This is a genomic window from Flagellimonas sp. 2504JD1-5, assembly GCF_053618295.1.
Genome location: NZ_JBSIOU010000002.1, coordinates 1,402,675 through 1,421,183, shown reverse-complemented (window position 1 = coordinate 1,421,183; position 18,509 = coordinate 1,402,675). Strand labels below are relative to the sequence as shown.

Below are 18,509 nucleotides of genomic sequence, written 5' to 3'. Positions count from 1 at the left end.
TTAAATTTTCCAAAAAAAAGGGGTTATCCTAAGGTAAATATTGAAGTTAGTACCCTGTCAATAATTATAAAATATCCTTTTACACAGATTAAAAGTCATTCCAAATCTTCCATTGTTACGACTTTTGGCTTTTCATTCGCAAAAAAATAGTCCGGACTCGGAAATCAGGACATTTCAACAAGCATTAATCGGTTTTTTTACCCTGCAATTGTAAAGGCAGGACGGTGAGAGGTCTTGCCAAAAAAGAGAATACCGTTAAGTTTTGTTCTCGTTTTGGATTATTTGAATTAGCCTTCGATTCTTTCCCGTCCTCCTTTCTCAGTTGCACTAACTCATTATTTACTAACAAAACTTTTTATCTATGAAAGTAAAAAAAATGTTTGGTGCATTGGTGCTGGTGCTGTTTTGTTTTGCATCTGTCCGGTCCCAAGAAAAAACAATTACTGGTACTGTTACAGATCAAACCGGTCTTCCTTTGCCTGGGGTCAATATTGTGGTCGATGGGACTTCAACAGGGACCCAAACCGATTTTGAAGGTAACTATGCCATAAACGCCGGCATTGGGGAGGTATTGGTATTTAGCTATATCGGGCAAAAAGAGGCACGAAGAACTGTGGGTGCCGAAGATGTTATCAACCTTCAAATGGAAGAGGATACCCAAGCCCTTGAGGAGGTGGTAGTAACAGCACTAGGAATAAAGCGAGAAAAACAAGCTCTTGGGTACGCCATTACCGAAGTGGGTAGTGAAGACATTGAACAAAGACCCGAGGGAGATGTCGCAAGGGTTTTACAGGGCAAAGCCTCAGGGGTTCAAATCACTAACCAAAGCGGTTTGTCTGGTTCGGGCACCAATGTGATTATTCGTGGACAGACCACGTTTAGCTCTAGTAATCAGGCCTTATTTATTGTTGATGGTGTTCCTTTCAGTACCGATACCAATTCACAAGGAAGGGGCGGGGACAGACAGGATTTTGTAAATGGAAACAATGGATCTAGCAGGTTTTTAGATCTGGACCCCAACAACATTGAGAGTGTTAACGTTTTGAAAGGACTTGCCGCTGCCACTTTGTATGGTTCTCAGGGCAGGAACGGTGTTGTTCTGATTACCACAAAAGCTGGGGCATCCGGAAGTACGGGGCCAAAGAAAATGGAGATAACCATCAATTCTTCCATTTTCTTCAATGAGATAGCATCTTTGCCTGACTATCAGAACGAATACGGAAATGGATTTGACCAATCCTTCGGATGGTTCTTTAGTAACTGGGGACCCAGTTTTGCAAGAGAAGGAGCTGCCGGATGGGGCAACCAAGCGGCGATTGATGATCAAGGAACCTTGGCACATCCATACTCAACTGCTAACCCGGCAACTGGAATTCCACAGGCTTTTCCCGAATTTCAAGGGGCACGCTACGATTGGAGACCGTATGATAGCGTAAAAAATTTCTTCAGAACGGGAACTGTCAGCAATACCTCAGTGAACATTAGGGGGGCATCTGAAGATGGTAAGATTACCTATAATGCCAACTATGGACATTTAAAAGACAGTGGATTTACGCCCAACAATAGTGTTACTCGTAACACACTGTCTGTTGGTGGACGTGCGCAATTGAGCAACAGGTTCACTGCCAGCGCAACATTGAATTTTGCACGAACCAAATTTGTGTCCCCACCAGTGGCCTTAAGTCAAGGTAATGGCGCCACTGGAACAGGCTCATCCGTCTTTGGGGATTTATGGTTCACGCCACGAAGTATCAATATTCAAGGATTGCCTTTTGAAAACCCGATTACCGGAGGTAGTGTTTATTACAGACAGGATAACACCATTCAACATCCACTTTGGACAGTTAACAATGCAGAATCTCAACAAGAGACCAATCGTGTATTTGGACAGGCATCTTTGCAATACGATATCAACAATAACCTGAACCTGATTTATAGGGCAGGACTGGACATATATAGCGAAAATAATGTCAACTTCCAGAATAAAGGAGGAATAAACAGTAATAGTGGTGACATTAGATTGGCCAGCGGTGTTTACGAAACATGGAACAATACAAATACCATCTGGGACCATAACATTGTACTGAATGGAGACTATGATATTACAGAAAAAATAGGCTCGACCTTTAACATTGGTGCAACTTCGCGAAGAGAAATTTTTGATCAAAATGGAGTTGCAAGTGATGGGCAGCAAGTATTTGGTATTTTGAGGCATTTCAATTTCTTGAACCAAAACGAGATTCAGCTGTTTGCCGAGAGGAATTTGGTTGGATTTTACGCCCAGGCCGATTTTGATTATAACAACATTATATATGTCACTTTGGCTGGACGAAACGATTGGGTCTCGAACTTTGCCAAAGACAATCGTTCACAATTCTATCCCAGCGCAAGTGTTTCCTTTATTCCAACTGCTGCGTTTGATGGCTTAAAATCAGAGAATGTTCTTAATTATTTGAAATTAAGGGGTGGTATAGGAGTATCTGCGAATTTCGAATCTTCAGCATTCCCGATTGCAAGCACCTTGTTTTTAGATACACAAGATGCCCAGGATGCAACGGGCACCAATCTTGTGACCAACACTACAGGTGTGCGATTGGGAAACCCTAATTTAAAACCCGAGACATTGGAGGAAATTGAACTTGGAATAGAATCCAGGTGGTGGAACAGTCGAATTACACTGGACGCATCCATATATAAGAGAAATACCAACGACCTCATATTGGATAGACCATTGGATCCAACAAGCGGATTTACCATTACTGCCACCAATATTGGAGAGATAGAGTCTGAGGGAATTGAAGCCGATCTAGGAGTGCAGTGGTTTAGGGCAAAAGAAGAAGGTGGGTTTAGTTGGAATACCAATTTAAATTTCACAGCCTATGAGACCACGGTGACCGATCTAGGCTTGGATACGGATCAGGTGGTTTATTCGGGTTTCTCAAATCTTGGTAATGCTGCGATTCAAGACCAACCGTTAGGGGTATTTTTTGGGACAAGAATCTTACGCGACGATAACGACAATTTCGTTGTTGGTGCGGACGGACTTCATGTGACCGATCCTAACAACGGTATTATTGGTGATCCAAATCCAGACTGGGTAGCCAACCTTAGAAATAGTGTCTCTTACAAAAATTTCACCCTTGGTTTCCAGTGGAACTATACCCAAGGTGGGGATATTTATTCATCCACGATTTCCACCCTGGTGGGAAGGGGGTTGATTCCGGAAACCAATAATAGGGAAGACACTTATATTCTCCCTGGTGTTGACAACAACGGAAACCCTAACAATTTGCAGATAAACAATTCAACTTTTTGGTTTAGCAATCAATTGGGAGGGCCTAGTGAATTACAGGTGTATGATGCAACCACTATTAGGCTTCAAGAAGCATCCTTGTCTTATGCAGTACCAAAAAAGGTTTTGGACAAAACTCCATTCGGCGCTTTAAGCTTTACCGTATCAGGTCAGAACCTTTGGTTTAGGGCGGTTAACACACCTAAAGGAGCCAATTTCGACCCGAACACTTCCGGAACCGGGGTTGGAAACGGTTTTGGTTTTGATTTTATCAATGGACCAAGCTCTAGAAGATATGGATTCAGTTTAAAAGCATCTTTCTAAGCAAATAACTATGAAAAAAATGAAAACAATAAATAGATATTTTATCGGTGTTATTATGGCAATGGCCCTGTTCGCCCTTCACTCATGTGAAACAACAGAACTGGATATTACCGCTAACCCAAACTTTTTGACTCCTGACCAGGCTAGTGTAGATTTTTTCTTGAGCTCTATTCAGGAAGATTTTGTAAGACAATATGAAGGATCCGCTGATTTTGATGTGAACGACAATTTCGCCGGAGGCGGAAATACCACAGGTGATGGTTTCAATGAATTAGGGATGGAACTTACCCGTATAGTGAATATGGCTGGCAGAAATTATGCAAGTGTGTACCAGGATAGTGACATGACCGATGAATGGGACAATGCCTACCGAGGTATTATGGCTGATATTAGAACCACGACTCCAATCGCCCAAGAAGCAGGTCAAACCCATCATATTGCCATTGCACAGTTCATAGAAGCTTATTTGATGGTTAGTATGGTGGATTTTTTTGGTGATGTTCCCTATTCCGAAATATTTCAAGGAGCCGAAGGCAATTTCAATGCAAAATTGGACGCAGGAGCCGAAATATACGATGCTATGCTTTTATTATTGGACAGTGCAATCACCAACTTCAACTCCGATGCAACAAGTGAGCCTGTAGATTTCTTTTACAATAATGATTATGACAAATGGGTCAGGGCATGCAATACGCTAAAGATGAAAATTTATTTACAACGAAGATTGGTTGATTCCGGGGCAATTGCAAGTTTTAATGCAATTGTATCTGGAGGTAACTATATTCAGGATACCGTAGATGATTTTCAGTACAATTGGCCAGGGGTTAGTGCTTCGCAGCCTGATACCCGTCATCCCAGATATGGATTGAATTACACCGCAGGTGGAGGAGGGGAATACATGTCCAATTGGTTGATGAACCTTATGGACACAACAGGAGATCCTCGGATAAGATATTACTTCTATAGACAAACGGAGTTTGTCCCCGGAGCTGAAATTGATCCTGATGAGGAGTTATTGAACTGTTCATTGGAAGCACCGCCCCAGCATTATGTTGACGGTGGCTTTACGTTCTGCTATTTGAACAATGGATATTGGGGGAGGGACCATGGCGATGCCGATGGTATTCCGCCAGATGGACTACTTCGAACTATTTATGGAACATATCCGGTAGGAGGTAAGTTTGATGATGATGCCTTCTCCGGTATAAACGCCACAGCTGGATCTGGAGGAAATGGAATCACCAATTTATTGTCCGCCTTTGGGGTGGATTTCATGAGGGCAGAAGTGGCAATGCTTGAAGGAAATGCAACTTTGGCAAGGGATTTCATTTTAGCAGGATTGGACAAATCCGTTTCAAAAGTGCAGAATTTCTTAGTTGGTAGGGAAGCCGGCTCAGATACCTCATTTGCTCCAACACCTGTTGAGGTTAGCGCTTATAGGGCTACCATTTCCAATAATTTTGATGCTGCGGACGCAGATGGACAATGGAATGTTCTCGCTGAGCAATATTGGGTTGCACATTTTGGCAACGGAGTTGAACCTTATAACTTTTATAGAAGAACAGGTTACCCTACTACCTTAAAACCAAATTTGGAACCAAACCCGGGAACTTTCGTAAGATCCATGTACTACCCATCCAATGCGGTAAACAACAATTCCAATATTTCGCAGAAACCCGATCAAACACAGCCTGTTTTTTGGGATAATAATGGAAGTGCTCCAATGGCGAATTAACAAACATCAAAAAAGTAAAATTGAAGTTTATGAAAAATATTAATAAATATATGATGTTCCTGTTTGGTGCGTTTTTGATCAGCTCGTGCAGTGAGGATGATAAGATTTCCGACCAAGTTGTAGCGGAGACCACCCGAGGAGCAGTACTAAGAACTGTTTCCAGCGCAGGAACCGCTTGGGATGTTTTAAACGAATCAGAATCCTTGACTATTGAAATTGAAGAGCAAGACATTGAGGATGGTGACCTTCTTCAAGAAGTGCGTGTTTTTGTCAATTTGATTGACAATACCGAAGACGCTATGACAAACACAACGGAGACGCTTTTGACCACCATTCCCGCTTCCTCCTTTTCAAGTGGGCCCAACGGCCTTCCTCGAACCACGTTCCAAACATCGCAAAACGAAGTAGCTTCGGCATTGGGGGTTACATTAGGTGATTATAACTGCGGTGATCAATGGAACATTCGAATGGAACTGGCCTTAACAGATGGAAGAACTTTTACCGCTGTTGATGCAACCGGTAATGTTTCGGGGGGATCATTCTTCTCGTCTCCATATGTATATAGGATTTCGTTAATTGCGCCGCTTTCAGAGGATGATCTTTTTACCGGTCAATATCAGTTGACGACCGTTACACCTGGAATATTTGGAGTTTCAGATTATGAAGATGGTGTATATATGATCGAATCTGTGAATAATACGACCAAGGTAATAAGAAATGTAAGCACGTTTCCAGCATTTGGTCCTTTTGGCCCTGTAGATGTTGAGTTTCAATTGGTCTGCGGGCAAATAATAATGAATCCGGAGCAAAGTGTTGGAGCGGGATGCAATGCACTCATTCTTAGCGGCCCGGCAAGAGTGAATACGACGTATGATTTGGTCAATCCCGACGATAGTGAATTTATTATCAATTTCACATCGGATGAAGCTTCAGATTGCACTGATGCGGTACAGGCTGCTATTAGACTAACAAAGGTTTAATGGTTGTTAAGTTGAATACTGAGATTTTAATTGTTGAATCGTTACGAGGCAGTTAAGACAATTTGCGAACCCCTTTTTTGAATAATGAAAAGAGTCACCATTGTGGTGGCTCTTTTTTTTGACCTGATGCAATTTAAATAAGGTAGGAACAAGACAGAAATCCCTAAGCATTCGTTATTGTAAGTAAATACGCAATAAAACAGCAAAAAAATCGTTAAATATTGCATGTCACTCCGGTATTTTATGTTGGAATGACTGTCCCAATTGGATTGGAAATCATGCGATTGCCATTCATTTACATATCAACCTCACTTTTTATTGCGCTCGCTCTGCATCCTGCGAATGCACAAAATCTTATTCAAAATGGTGGCTTTGAAGATTATGCGGATTGCCCTGTTAAAATGAGCAATTTGAATAGGGATGTAGAATACTGGAATGCACCAACTTTGGGTACCACAGACTACTTTAATCGTTGCAGCAAAACAAAACTGGGCATTCCTCTTAATTTTAAGGGAAAGCAAGAAGCATATGAAGGGCAAGCTTACGCCGGACTATATCTTTTTGCACCCAAAGATTATCGCGAATATATTCAAGCACAGCTTTCAGAAACTTTGCAAAAGGGCCATAGGTATCGTCTAAGCTTGGTATTGAGCCTATCTGAAAAGTCCGATGGTGCAGTTATGGATTTCGGTGCTGTTTTTTCTGAAAAGCATTTGTCCGTTCATACCAAAAGACAACTCTCAAGTGCCATTTTAGCATCCCAAACCATGAAAGTTTCACATGCTAAACAGTTTTCAGCTCCCGGATTTTACGATGATAAAAAAGAATGGATGCAGCTTAGTTTGGATTTTGTGGCCCGAGGATTTGAAAAAAACTTGATTCTAGGGAATTTCAAGAGCAATGGAGGTACCGAATACCTGAATTTTGGAAAGGGTAAATCCAAAGAGCAAGGGTACTCCTACTACTATATAGATGATATTTTTGTCATGTATTTGGGGCCGGAATATAAGCCTAATCAAAGTTATGTGCTTAATCATGTCAATTTTGATTTTGACCGTTTCGAGCTGCAGCCAAAAGCAAAACAGAGTCTTAAGGATGTATACAAGTACTTGAGAAAAAATCCGCACTTAAAAGTTGATATTAGCGGGCATACCGATGATTTGGGTTCAGAAGAATATAATGATGTTCTTTCCAAACAACGGGCCAAGACCGTTGCTAATTATCTTATTGGATTAGGACTTAAAAGGGATAGAATAACATCCAATGGGTATGGAAACAAGATTCCTTTGGATAGCACTTTAACAGACAAGGCTAGAAGAAAAAATCGTCGAGTGGAATTTGTAATGACCGAATTTGTAGATGATGAATAGCTGTATCTTTTCAAAAAGACTACTGTCCTTCCAATAGTTTTCTCATTTCGGCATTGTATTCCAGCACAATCTCACCAGTACTGCCTCCGCTTAAAACAAAAAAAGATTCAGTTTTATATCCTTTGGATTTAATATCTATTTTCCAATGAAAGCCTTTTTTGCTCTCTAGGGTGAAGGAACCATCAAAATCTGTAAAAGTGATATCCTCTGTATCGTGTATTTCAACAACAGCCATATAAACTGGAAGGCCAAGTTCATCGACAATTTTTCCCGTAATGGCATTTTGGCCGAAACCAAAATAGGGAACAAAGGATAATATGAGCATAATGGTTACTATGCGCATTAGAGCAAGATTTGGACTATTGTAACGGTTTTTATCCAAATTTAGTATGGAAAAATGGTAATCCACAAGCTCGGTCTATAGAACTGCCAAACATAGAATCTTGCAATATAAATTAAAAACATGCGTTAATATCCATGTACGGGAACCTACAAACAAAGTTAGAAATGGGTTTCCGTATTTTATTTTTATTCAGCTTCAGTTTATTGGTGTGTACAGCACTACCTGCTCAAAACTTGATTGTGAACGCAGGGTTTGAAAACTACAATTCCTGTCCTTCCAATATCGTTGGGTTGGATGTTTTACTCGAAAATGTGTCGTTGCCCACATCAAGCTCTGGTGATTACTACAATCAATGTGGTTCAGAAGATTTTGGTGTCCCAACTAATTTTAAGGGAGAGCAAAAAGCTACAGAAGGTTCTGGTTATACCGGCCTATATTTTTATGCTTTGAACAATTATCGGGAATATGTTCAATTAAATACAACAAAGACACTTAGAGAAAAGCATCCCTATAAGATTTCACTTCAGGTAAGTCTTGCGGAGACTTCTAAATTGGCGTTGAAAAACATGTCCATTATTCTTGCCAATAAAAAGGTCAAGGTTCCCAATAGTTCTGTGCTGACCAGTGCCAGATTGGATTTACAAGAGAATTTCAAGTTCCATGAAGTCGAGCTGAAAGCAAACAATTCCATGGCCGAAACAGAAGATTGGGTCACGCTAACCGCAGAATTTGATGCCAAAGGATTTGAAAGTCATATTATCTTGGGGAACTTTAAATCTAACGGTGATACGCAATTGCTGAAAAGTGGGGAACCGGCTTTGTCCAGTGATTTCTCATACTATTATGTTGATAATTTTATGCTGGAAGAGCTACCAAGGATAAACTACGACAAGGATAAAATCTATGTACTGGAACGCAATCCATTTGAACCAAAAGGTTACGAGTTGGACGCGAAAGCAATGGCCAGCGTCAATAAAATATTCAAATTCCTTAAGGAAAATGCAGAAGTGCAGATGAAAATTACCGGACATGCCGATGCTGAAAGTCCAGAATACAGCAAGTTCATATCATCGCTACGAGCTAGGGCCGTTGCCCTCCATTTAAAGAAACTTGGTATTTCGGACGACCGTATTGTTTGGGAGGGTGTTGGAGATACCAAACCACTTCGTAATGGGAAAAAGACAGCTGGTAATTTTGAAGATGGAAGAATTGAATTTGTAATGACAGGAAACAACCAATAAACAACCTAAATATCTAAAGGCTTTTTCTATTTTTGAGGAAACTCAGAAAAATGAAAAAGCTTTTTTTGTATCTCTCACTTACAAGCATCATATTGGCTTGTCAATCCAAAGAACAAGCCGATATAATCGTATATAATGCCAACGTTTATACTGTTGATGCTAATTTTTCAAAAGCGGATGCCTTTGCCATCAAAGATGGAAAATTTGTTGCGGTCGGTGAAAAAGAGGCGATAACCAAAAGCTTCACTTCAGAAAATGAAATTGATGCTGAAGGAAAGACCATTGTTCCAGGATTGATCGATGCCCATTGTCATTTCTATGGATTGGGATTGAATCAACAAGTAGTGGATTTGGTGGGTACCAAAAGTTATGACGAAGTGCTGGAGCGTGTGGCTGCCTTTCAAAAAGAAAACCCTTCAAATTTTATCCAAGGTAGGGGCTGGGACCAAAACGATTGGGAAGTCAAAGAATTTCCAACAAAGGAAAAATTGGATGCACTTTTCCCTGATACTCCGGTTGCTTTAAGACGAATTGATGGTCATGCCCTTTTGGTCAACCAAAAAGCGTTGGATTTAGCTGGAATTACCACTGTAACTCAAGTTACGGGTGGAGAAATCATTACAAATGATGGACAAATCTCCGGAGTTTTAATTGATAATGCAATGGGAATGGTAGTTAATATCATGCCCGAACCAGATAAAAATACTGTGATAAGAGCGCTTAAAGAAGCCGAAAACTTATGCTTTCAATATGGATTGACCACGGTAAATGATGCCGGATTGAATAGAACTACCATTGAACTGATAGATAGTCTTCAACAAAGTGGGGATTTATCAATTCGAGTTTACGCCATGATAAGCAACAATGAAGCAAATCTGGATTATTTCTTGGAAAAAGGCATCATAAAAACACGGAAGCTCAATGTCCGTTCGGTTAAAGTTTATGGTGATGGGGCGCTTGGGTCAAGAGGAGCGGCCTTAAAAGCACCATATTCGGATAAGGAAAATCATTTTGGAGCTATGGTAACCCCTGTTGATAAGATTGAGCAGCTGGCAGAGCGCATAGCAGCATCGGAGTATCAAATGAATACACATGCAATAGGAGATTCGGCAAATATTGTGGTGCTAAGGGCATATCAAAAAGCATTGAAGGACAAAAAAGATAGAAGATGGAAGGTTGAACATGCCCAAGTGGTATCTGAACAGGATTTTGATTATTTTAAAAATGGTATTATCCCCTCCATACAACCTACCCATGCCACCAGTGACATGTATTGGGCAGGAGATAGATTGGGTTCCGAGCGTGTGAAAGGCGCCTATGCCTACAAAATACTATTGGACAGGGCCGGGTTAGTAGCTTTGGGAACCGATTTTCCAGTGGAGCAGGTAAGTCCCTTTTTAACGTTTTACGCGGCGGTGGCCAGACAAGATTTGGAAAAATTCCCAGAGGGTGGTTTTCAAATGCAAGATGCCCTTTCCCGTGAAGAAACCTTAAAGGGTATGACAATTTGGGCGGCCTATTCCAACTTTGAAGAAAATGAAAAAGGAAGCATAGAAGTTGGAAAACTAGCTGACTTCACCATTTTAAGCGACGATATTATGACCATTCCAGTTGATGGGATTCCCAATGTGCAAGCAGAACAGGTATATGTTGATGGGAAACAAGTAAAATAAAAAAGGGCCTTAAAGGCCCTTTCAAAATTTTTAAAACTTCTCTTCACTAAAAAGCGATAGGTAAAGAAACTCTTGCCGTTCCCCAGCCCATAACCAAGTCTCCATTATCGGAGAAAGTAATCGAAAAAGCTTCCAAAGACTCACCATCGGTACTGGCTTTGGCAGAAACCCTCGCTACGTCGGCAGCACTATCATAAGAATAGGCACCCCATTGGTTCAAGTTGCTGTTCAATATTACCGTCCATTCACTATCACCAGGAATTGTGAAAAGCGCATAAGTACCAGCTTTGATAGATTTTCCACCCACTGTGGCATCTTTGTAAAATGTGATTTCTGCAGCTTCATTGGCACCAGTTCTCCACACCTTGCCGGCTGGAGCTAGCTCTGAAAGACTACGGCCTTTTAATTGCGGCCTGCTGTAGATCACACGGGCCGACTTGTCTGAAACCCTATAGCTTGCAGGATATGTGGCAATATCAGCAGGACTTTTGTCCAAACCACTAAATTTTTGTGCGGTGACCTCAGTTGAAAATACCAATCCCAAAGTTAAAAAAGTAAGTAAGAATATTTTTTTCATGATGATGATTTTAGTTGATCCCAAAACTAGGATGTATTTAAATGATCTATTAATAAAGAGACGTTAAAATTTAACAAAACTTTCAAAGTGTTCGATTATTTGGTGAAAAGCTTTTATTTAATTACAATAATTTTATATTATTCATTATAAAATTTCATATTGTTATTATTAGTGAGTAATATATTTATAAATTGAAATTATAAATTAATATTTGCATAGAAATTGTTATAAAACTAAAGATATGTGCGGAATTGTATGTGCATTTGATATAAAGGAAAGTGCAGAGAAGCTGAGACCCCAGCTTTTGGAAATGTCCAAAAAAGTTAGACATCGTGGACCAGATTGGAGTGGGATATTTTCTGATGATAAGGCCATAATGGCCCATGAACGTTTAGCGATTGTTGATCCGGCTTCAGGAAAACAACCCTTGCTCAGTGAAGATGGAAAAATTGTGCTGGCAGCAAACGGCGAAATTTATAACCACAGAAAGTTGCGAGAGCAATTTGACGGGAAATATACTTTTAAGACTCAATCTGACTGTGAAGTTATATTGGCTTTATACCAGGAAAAGGGTGTCAACTTTGTTGATGACCTCAATGGAATATTCGGTTTTGCGATTTACGATAGCGAAAAAGATGAATATTTCATCGCCAGGGACCATATGGGAATTATTCCTCTTTATATAGGGTGGGACAAGAACGGAACCTTTTACGTGGCTTCAGAACTTAAAGCTTTGGAAGGAACATGTTCCAAAATAGAATTGTTCCCTCCAGGACATTATTTGCACAGTTCGGACGGTGAATTCAAAAAGTGGTACAAAAGAGATTGGATGGAGTACGAAGCGGTAAAGGAAAACGCAACCAGTATCCAAGAAATTAAAGATGCTTTAGAAGCTGCGGTGCATCGTCAGTTAATGTCCGATGTGCCATACGGGGTATTGTTGTCTGGTGGTTTGGATTCGTCGGTCACCTCTGCAATAGCCAAAAAATATTCCCAAATGCGAATTGAATCGGGAGACACCAAAGAAGCTTGGTGGCCACAATTACATTCCTTTTCCGTTGGCTTGGATGGATCTCCGGATTTGATTGCGGCTCAAAAAGTTGCTGATCACATTGGAACCATTCATCATGAGATAAAATTTACCATCCAAGAAGGTTTGGATGCCATCAAAGATGTTATCTACAACTTGGAAACCTATGATATCACAACGATCAGAGCTTCCACGCCCATGTATTTAATGGCAAGGGTGATTAAATCTATGGGCATTAAAATGGTATTGTCTGGTGAAGGTGCTGATGAATTATTTGGAGGATACCTGTATTTCCACAAGGCCCCAAGCCCAAAGGATTTTCATGAAGAAACCGTGAGAAAACTGGATAAATTGCATATGTATGATTGCCTTCGTGCCAACAAATCCTTGGCAGCGTGGGGCATTGAAGGACGTGTGCCATTTTTGGATAAAGAATTTATGGATGTTGCAATGCGCATCAACCCAAAAGATAAAATGATCAATGGGGAACGTATGGAAAAGTGGGTGGTACGCAAAGCGTTTGAAGACTATTTGCCAGAAAGTGTTGCATGGAGACAAAAAGAACAGTTTTCAGACGGTGTTGGCTACAGTTGGATAGATACCTTAAAGGCTTTGGTGGAAAGTGAAGTAAGCGATAAGCAATTGGCCAACGCACATTTTAAATTTCCAATTCAAACACCAAATACCAAAGAAGAATATTATTACCGTTCCATTTTCGAAGGACATTTTCCTTCAGATGCAGCCGCTTTGAGTGTGCCACAAGAGCCTTCGGTGGCCTGTAGCACTAAAATTGCATTGGAGTGGGACGAAGCATTCAAAAACATGAATGACCCTTCAGGACGGGCTGTGGCCAACGTCCATGAAGACGCATATGTGAAATAACCAACCGTTATATACCGCATGCAGTAGTGATACTTGCAGTTTTGTTTTATTTGAGTTAGTCGGAAAAGCCTCTTACCATAGAGGCTTTTTCTATTCAAAAACATGGTTTTTATAGGCCAATAAACCGAAGGTATTTTTCCACATGTATTTGTTGATAACTTAAGGTCTTCAAATGGCCTCAAGTACCTAATTTCATAGGGTATTCCTTATATTTGTAAGATTTGAAAATTTCAAGGCAAATAAAGAGAATATATGAGCGAAGAGGCTAAAAAAAATCAGTATTCAGCAGATAGTATCCAGGCCCTCGAGGGAATGGAGCACGTGCGTATGCGACCATCGATGTATATCGGTGATGTTGGCACCCGTGGACTCCATCATTTGGTGTATGAAGTGGTGGATAATTCCATTGATGAAGCAATGGGAGGTCACTGTGATACTATTGAAGTTATCATTAATGAGGATAATTCCGTAACCACAAGAGATAATGGTCGGGGAATACCTGTTGGCCTACATAAAAAAGAAGGAGTTTCCGCCTTGGAAGTGGTAATGACCAAGATTGGGGCTGGTGGTAAGTTCGATAAGGATTCCTATAAAGTTTCAGGTGGTCTGCACGGTGTTGGGGTTTCTTGTGTAAATGCACTATCAAGCCATTTAAAGGCTACGGTATATAGAGAAGGTAAGATTTGGGAACAGGAGTACGAACGTGGTAAAACCCTTTATCCCGTAAAAAGTACCGGAGAGAGTAAGGAAACAGGTACAGAGGTCACTTTTATGCCCGACGATACCATTTTTACCCAATCCATAGAATATAGCTATGACACTTTGGCCAATAGGATGCGAGAATTGTCCTATTTGAACAAAGGAGTGACTATTTCACTTACTGACCGTAGGAATAAGGATGAAAAAGGAGAATTTATTTCAGAAACCTTCTTTTCCGAAGAAGGGCTGAAGGAATTTATCAAGTTTTTAGACGAAACACGTGTGCCGTTGATTCAACATGTTATCTCCATGGAAGGTGAGAAAAACGGAATTCCTGTTGAAGTGGCCATGATTTATAACACCGGTTTTTCAGAAAATCTGCATTCTTATGTGAATAACATCAACACTCACGAAGGAGGAACACATTTATCAGGTTTTAGAAGAGGATTAACATCTACTCTAAAAAAATATGCTGATAGTTCAGGTTTGTTGGACAAGTTAAAATTCGAAATCGCTGGGGATGATTTCCGAGAAGGGTTGACCGCAATTGTTTCGGTAAAAGTAGCAGAGCCGCAATTTGAAGGACAGACCAAAACAAAATTGGGTAACCGAGAAGTGACCAGCGCCGTTAGTCAGGCCGTTTCCGAAATGTTGACCAATTATTTGGAGGAGAATCCAGATGATGCCAAACAAATCGTTGAAAAGGTGAAATTGGCGGCCCAGGCAAGACATGCCGCAGCCAAGGCCCGTGAAATGGTCCAACGTAAAAACCCGATGAGTGTTGGGGGATTACCTGGGAAACTATCCGATTGTTCAGAACAGGATCCTACCAAATGTGAAGTGTTCTTGGTTGAGGGTGATTCGGCAGGTGGAACGGCCAAACAAGGACGTGATAGAAACTTTCAGGCCATTTTACCACTTCGTGGTAAGATATTGAATGTGGAAAAAGCCATGCAGCACAAGGTTTTTGAAAATGAGGAAATCAAGAACATATACACCGCTCTTGGAGTTACTATCGGAACAGAAGAAGATAGTAAGGCCTTGAACCTTGAAAAATTGCGATACCATAAGGTAGTGATCATGTGTGATGCCGATGTCGATGGTAGCCACATTGAAACCTTGATTCTTACCTTTTTCTTTAGATATATGCGCGAACTTATTGAAGGAGGACACGTGTATATCGCTACGCCACCATTGTATTTGGTGAAGAAAGGGTCCAAGAAGAGGTATGCTTGGAATGATGAAGAACGAGATGAAATTGTAGAATCCATGAAAGGCGGCGCTGGAATCCAGCGTTACAAAGGTCTTGGTGAAATGAACGCGGAGCAGTTATGGGATACCACCATGAACCCTGAATTTAGGACTTTGAGACAGGTCACCATAGATAATGCAACAGAATCCGATCGTATTTTCTCTATGCTTATGGGCGATGAAGTGCCCCCGAGAAGAGAATTTATTGAAAAGAATGCCGTTTATGCCAATATTGATGCATAAGTTGTAAATATTTAGAATGAAAAATCCCGGACTTGTCCGGGATTTTTTGTGTTTTATGATTTTGACGTCATCGTGAACTTGTCAAAAGGTGGTTTTTTGTCAGGTCTAGCGCAGTCGGGACCTATTTGGGTTTACCATTTCTATACTTCTCGACTACGCTCGAAGTAACAGTTTTTGTCCTCACCCACACAATTCATATGGTACGATTTTAAAATCAAACTACTATACCAAAATCACTTCCATTGGAAATCCCCCTTTTCGAAGGACCAATCGTTGCCGAAGAATCCGGCGCATTTAACTGCATCCGTTCCATATTCCATAATGTCATCGCTAAAAAGCAGCAAATCTGGATAGGAAGTACCGTTCAGCAGATAATGATTACTGTAGATGGCTTTCATGCCTTGAAGCCCCGTAGCGGTTATCACTCCAATGCTGGCCTTATCACTATCCTCCCGTGGAGCAATAAAATATAATCCCCATTGGCTGCCTCTTATTTCTTTGCCATCGACCATGGCTCGGTTGTCTTCCACTTGCACTGGAAAATTCTTTAATAGTTTTTTCCAGGCAGCATTGTTGGTTTTATTTCCGTAGATAACCACATTTCTATCCTTGTAGTTTTTGAGATTGAACTCCACATCCGGAATGAGTTCAACCGATCCGTTGGCCCGATAGTAAAATGTTTCTGCATCCAAGCGGGCTTTATTGTAATACCAATCGTTTTCAATATTGTTTCCCTGTGTAGCATACACAAAGACCATTTGGTTGCGGAACGCATCCTTAAACCCACCATTTCGGTGTGGTCCTTTCTCTTTTAATGATGGTTTAGCTGTTCGTTGCCATTCATTTCCGGTTTTTTTATAATATGCAACTCCTTTGGATGGCACTTGAAAACGGATTCCGTCTATATGTAAAGTGTCAGATTTTAGACTCATGGCTTCCAAATCCAATCCAATTACCGCTACATTGTCCGTGGTTAATACCGCTCCATTTTCTTTGGAAAAATCAACAGAGCTGATTTCAAATGGCTTTTCTTGTTGATGTATTGTGATAAAATGCGATTTGGCCGATACCCCAGGAGATGCGGTATAGAATTCCATGTTGTTGATTACTGAATCTTTTGGGATGGTTCTGTTTTTGAAAAGCTCAAAAATTGGGGGCCAATCCATGCTATGGTCACCATACCAATGCGTACCACCTGGATATTCATAATACGTAAAATCCGGATGAAATTTGCCCAAAACCTCACGCATTTCCCGGGCAATAAACGTAGGCACGACATTATCTTTTTCGCCATGGAGGACATAAATGCCATGTTGCAGATAATTTCGTTTTAATTTTAAGGTACGACTGGGATTTCCAGCACGTAGGATCATATGATCCATATCCGTAAGCTGAGGTTTTTTCTGCATTTCCTTCAATCGCTCAGGAGTAATTCCCCAGCGTTTAAGCTCTGCTTCGCTTGCTTGGAGCGCCCGTTTAACAAAACTATCGCGATACCCCAAAAGATCAGGATAACCGGCACAGGGTGCGATTGCTGCAAATTTGTCGGGATATGTGGCTCCAAGATACCAAGTGCCATGTCCGCCCATTGAGTGTCCTGTAAGGTATATTTTTTGAGCATCGGGTTGGTATATTCGTTTTCCCTCGGAAAGAACCTCCAAAGCATCCAATCGACCCCAATCTTCCCACGCAAAACCGAAAGGTCTTCGATTGGTAGGTGCAACAATATGGCCCCAATCCTTTTGCTTATACGCATTGGCTTGATTTACGGCTTCTACCGATGCGCCATGAACGGATAAAAACAGCGCTCCGTTTTCCAAATCATGGGTAGACGAAGGAGCAACACTGAAATACTGGACACTGTTATCAATCTGACTAATAAAGGTGCGTTTGTGCTTATTGTATTTGGATTTTATCTGGATGGCAACGTCCTGGGTATCAAGAGCAGTATTTGACGCGTTTTGCAAGGTCAAACTCAGTTTTGAATCTGAAATTTCAGAATTTGACGGGATTGCAGGAATATTAAAACCTACTTTTCTAACACTCATCGGAGGAATGGAAGGAACAATTGTGCTCGATTCTTTTCCTTTATGTGTTAATTGGATTTTATGATCTTTTACCCAATTATTGGAACTATTTACTATCCGAATAGCGCCATTGTAAGTGATGTTTTCCCCAACCAATAAGTCGGGCAGTGTCATATCCCTTGTGGTAAAGATAACCGGAGATTTAGATTGAATTAGACGTGCTCGCACTCTAGAGAATCTTCCAGCCTTAAGCACAAAAACATTGTTTCCTTTTTTCAGTTTTACCGGGATTAGGCTGTATCCAAAATCATAATAATCACCTTCATGTGGATATCCATTGATAATGGCTTGGGTGTGGCCCGAGGCTTCAAAAAGTACAGTTTTAGCATTAGGCGACCTATAACTAAGGTAAACATAAGAACCTCTTAGTACTGGGTTGTTGAAAGTACTTGTTCCATCAACTTCAATTTTGGTCCAACGATGTGCCTCACCCGAATCGTCAATACTTCCTATTTCTCCTTCGACAACAGTTTTATCGTTCATTAGAAAGTCTTTAAAAACCTTATCTGTTGGAAATGAGATGGAGTTCAATGCGCTTCTTTTGGAAGTGAGATAAAGCGCATCTTTGAATACATGGATTGTTTTTCCTTCACTTACCTTCTCTACCTTTTCCTTGCCAAAGTATTCAACAATGTTTCCCTGGCGTTTTTGTGCCCATGTATTAAAAAAACCAATAAATAAGATGACTATGAATAGGGATTGATGAATATGGGGTTTTTGCATGGTTCTATGATTTCTGATGAAAGTAAATATTCCCACTTTTAACCGCAAAAAGAATAGCT

General features: G+C 40.7%; 11 protein-coding genes. 8 read left to right on the top strand and 3 right to left on the bottom strand.

The features are described from left to right. Positions 1-361 precede the first annotated feature (361 nt). The 4 genes from ACULLG_RS15875 (at position 362) to ACULLG_RS15860 (ending at position 7,701) form a co-directional block, all read left to right on the top strand. Positions 362-3,616: a SusC/RagA family TonB-linked outer membrane protein gene (locus tag ACULLG_RS15875; protein WP_452127779.1), complete on the top strand. Its 3,255-nt coding sequence runs from the start codon at positions 362-364 to the stop codon at positions 3,614-3,616. 10 nt (positions 3,617-3,626) lie between these two features. Then, positions 3,627-5,351 (top strand): SusD/RagB family nutrient-binding outer membrane lipoprotein, encoded by a 1,725-nt coding sequence (locus tag ACULLG_RS15870; protein ID WP_452127778.1) that lies wholly within the window; start codon positions 3,627-3,629, stop codon positions 5,349-5,351. Between the two features lie 29 nt (positions 5,352-5,380). After that, positions 5,381-6,331: a hypothetical protein gene (locus tag ACULLG_RS15865; protein WP_452127777.1), complete on the top strand. Its 951-nt coding sequence runs from the start codon at positions 5,381-5,383 to the stop codon at positions 6,329-6,331. A gap of 251 nt (positions 6,332-6,582) precedes the next feature. Continuing rightward, entirely contained in the window at positions 6,583-7,701 is a 1,119-nt protein-coding gene (locus ACULLG_RS15860; RefSeq protein WP_452127776.1) for an OmpA family protein, read from the top strand. A gap of 19 nt (positions 7,702-7,720) precedes the next feature. Here the strand turns inward: ACULLG_RS15860 and ACULLG_RS15855 are convergent, their stop codons facing one another. Further along, positions 7,721-8,044 (bottom strand): carboxypeptidase-like regulatory domain-containing protein, encoded by a 324-nt coding sequence (locus tag ACULLG_RS15855; RefSeq protein WP_452127775.1) that lies wholly within the window; start codon positions 8,042-8,044, stop codon positions 7,721-7,723. Between the two features lie 164 nt (positions 8,045-8,208). On the opposite strand from ACULLG_RS15855, the gene ACULLG_RS15850 reads away from it, so the two are divergent. Together ACULLG_RS15850 and ACULLG_RS15845 are read left to right on the top strand one after the other, a co-directional pair. Further along, on the top strand, positions 8,209-9,285 hold the full coding sequence (locus tag ACULLG_RS15850) for an OmpA family protein (protein ID WP_452127774.1): 1,077 nt from the start codon (positions 8,209-8,211) through the stop codon (positions 9,283-9,285). 50 nt (positions 9,286-9,335) lie between these two features. After that, on the top strand, positions 9,336-10,958 hold the full coding sequence (locus tag ACULLG_RS15845; RefSeq protein ID WP_452127773.1) for an amidohydrolase: 1,623 nt from the start codon (positions 9,336-9,338) through the stop codon (positions 10,956-10,958). Between the two features lie 46 nt (positions 10,959-11,004). On the opposite strand, the gene ACULLG_RS15840 is transcribed toward ACULLG_RS15845, so the two are convergent. Next, positions 11,005-11,535, bottom strand: a complete 531-nt coding sequence (locus ACULLG_RS15840; protein ID WP_452127772.1) for a DUF2911 domain-containing protein — start codon at positions 11,533-11,535, stop codon at positions 11,005-11,007. A gap of 241 nt (positions 11,536-11,776) precedes the next feature. Here ACULLG_RS15840 and asnB point away from each other — a divergent pair, with 241 nt between their 5' ends. Both asnB and gyrB read left to right on the top strand, forming a co-directional pair. Continuing rightward, the gene (asnB, locus tag ACULLG_RS15835) at positions 11,777-13,447 is read left to right on the top strand and encodes an asparagine synthase B (protein WP_452127771.1); all 1,671 of its coding nucleotides are present in this window, start codon (positions 11,777-11,779) and stop codon (positions 13,445-13,447) included. A gap of 252 nt (positions 13,448-13,699) precedes the next feature. Continuing rightward, complete coding sequence (gene gyrB / locus ACULLG_RS15830; RefSeq protein WP_452127770.1) at positions 13,700-15,640, top strand: DNA topoisomerase (ATP-hydrolyzing) subunit B; 1,941 nt, start codon at positions 13,700-13,702, stop codon at positions 15,638-15,640. A 233-nt stretch (positions 15,641-15,873) separates the two neighbouring features. On the opposite strand, the gene ACULLG_RS15825 is transcribed toward gyrB, so the two are convergent. Beyond that, a complete protein-coding gene (locus ACULLG_RS15825; protein WP_452127769.1) occupies positions 15,874-18,450 on the bottom strand; it encodes a carboxylesterase family protein in 2,577 nt (858 codons plus the stop codon). Between the last annotated feature and the right edge of the window lie 59 nt (positions 18,451-18,509).

Bases quoted from the DNA above. Each gene is read 5' to 3' on its own strand.
- ACULLG_RS15875 (WP_452127779.1), top strand. From the start codon at position 362: ATGAAAGTAAAAAAAATGTTTGGTGCATTGGTGCTGGTGCTGTTTTGT.
- ACULLG_RS15870 (WP_452127778.1), top strand. From the start codon at position 3,627: ATGAAAAAAATGAAAACAATAAATAGATATTTTATCGGTGTTATTATG.
- ACULLG_RS15865 (WP_452127777.1), top strand. From the start codon at position 5,381: ATGAAAAATATTAATAAATATATGATGTTCCTGTTTGGTGCGTTTTTG.
- ACULLG_RS15860 (WP_452127776.1), top strand. From the start codon at position 6,583: ATGACTGTCCCAATTGGATTGGAAATCATGCGATTGCCATTCATTTAC.
- ACULLG_RS15855 (WP_452127775.1), bottom strand. From the start codon at position 8,044: ATGCGCATAGTAACCATTATGCTCATATTATCCTTTGTTCCCTATTTT.
- ACULLG_RS15850 (WP_452127774.1), top strand. From the start codon at position 8,209: ATGGGTTTCCGTATTTTATTTTTATTCAGCTTCAGTTTATTGGTGTGT.
- ACULLG_RS15845 (WP_452127773.1), top strand. From the start codon at position 9,336: ATGAAAAAGCTTTTTTTGTATCTCTCACTTACAAGCATCATATTGGCT.
- ACULLG_RS15840 (WP_452127772.1), bottom strand. From the start codon at position 11,535: ATGAAAAAAATATTCTTACTTACTTTTTTAACTTTGGGATTGGTATTT.
- asnB (WP_452127771.1), top strand. From the start codon at position 11,777: ATGTGCGGAATTGTATGTGCATTTGATATAAAGGAAAGTGCAGAGAAG.
- gyrB (WP_452127770.1), top strand. From the start codon at position 13,700: ATGAGCGAAGAGGCTAAAAAAAATCAGTATTCAGCAGATAGTATCCAG.
- ACULLG_RS15825 (WP_452127769.1), bottom strand. From the start codon at position 18,450: ATGCAAAAACCCCATATTCATCAATCCCTATTCATAGTCATCTTATTT.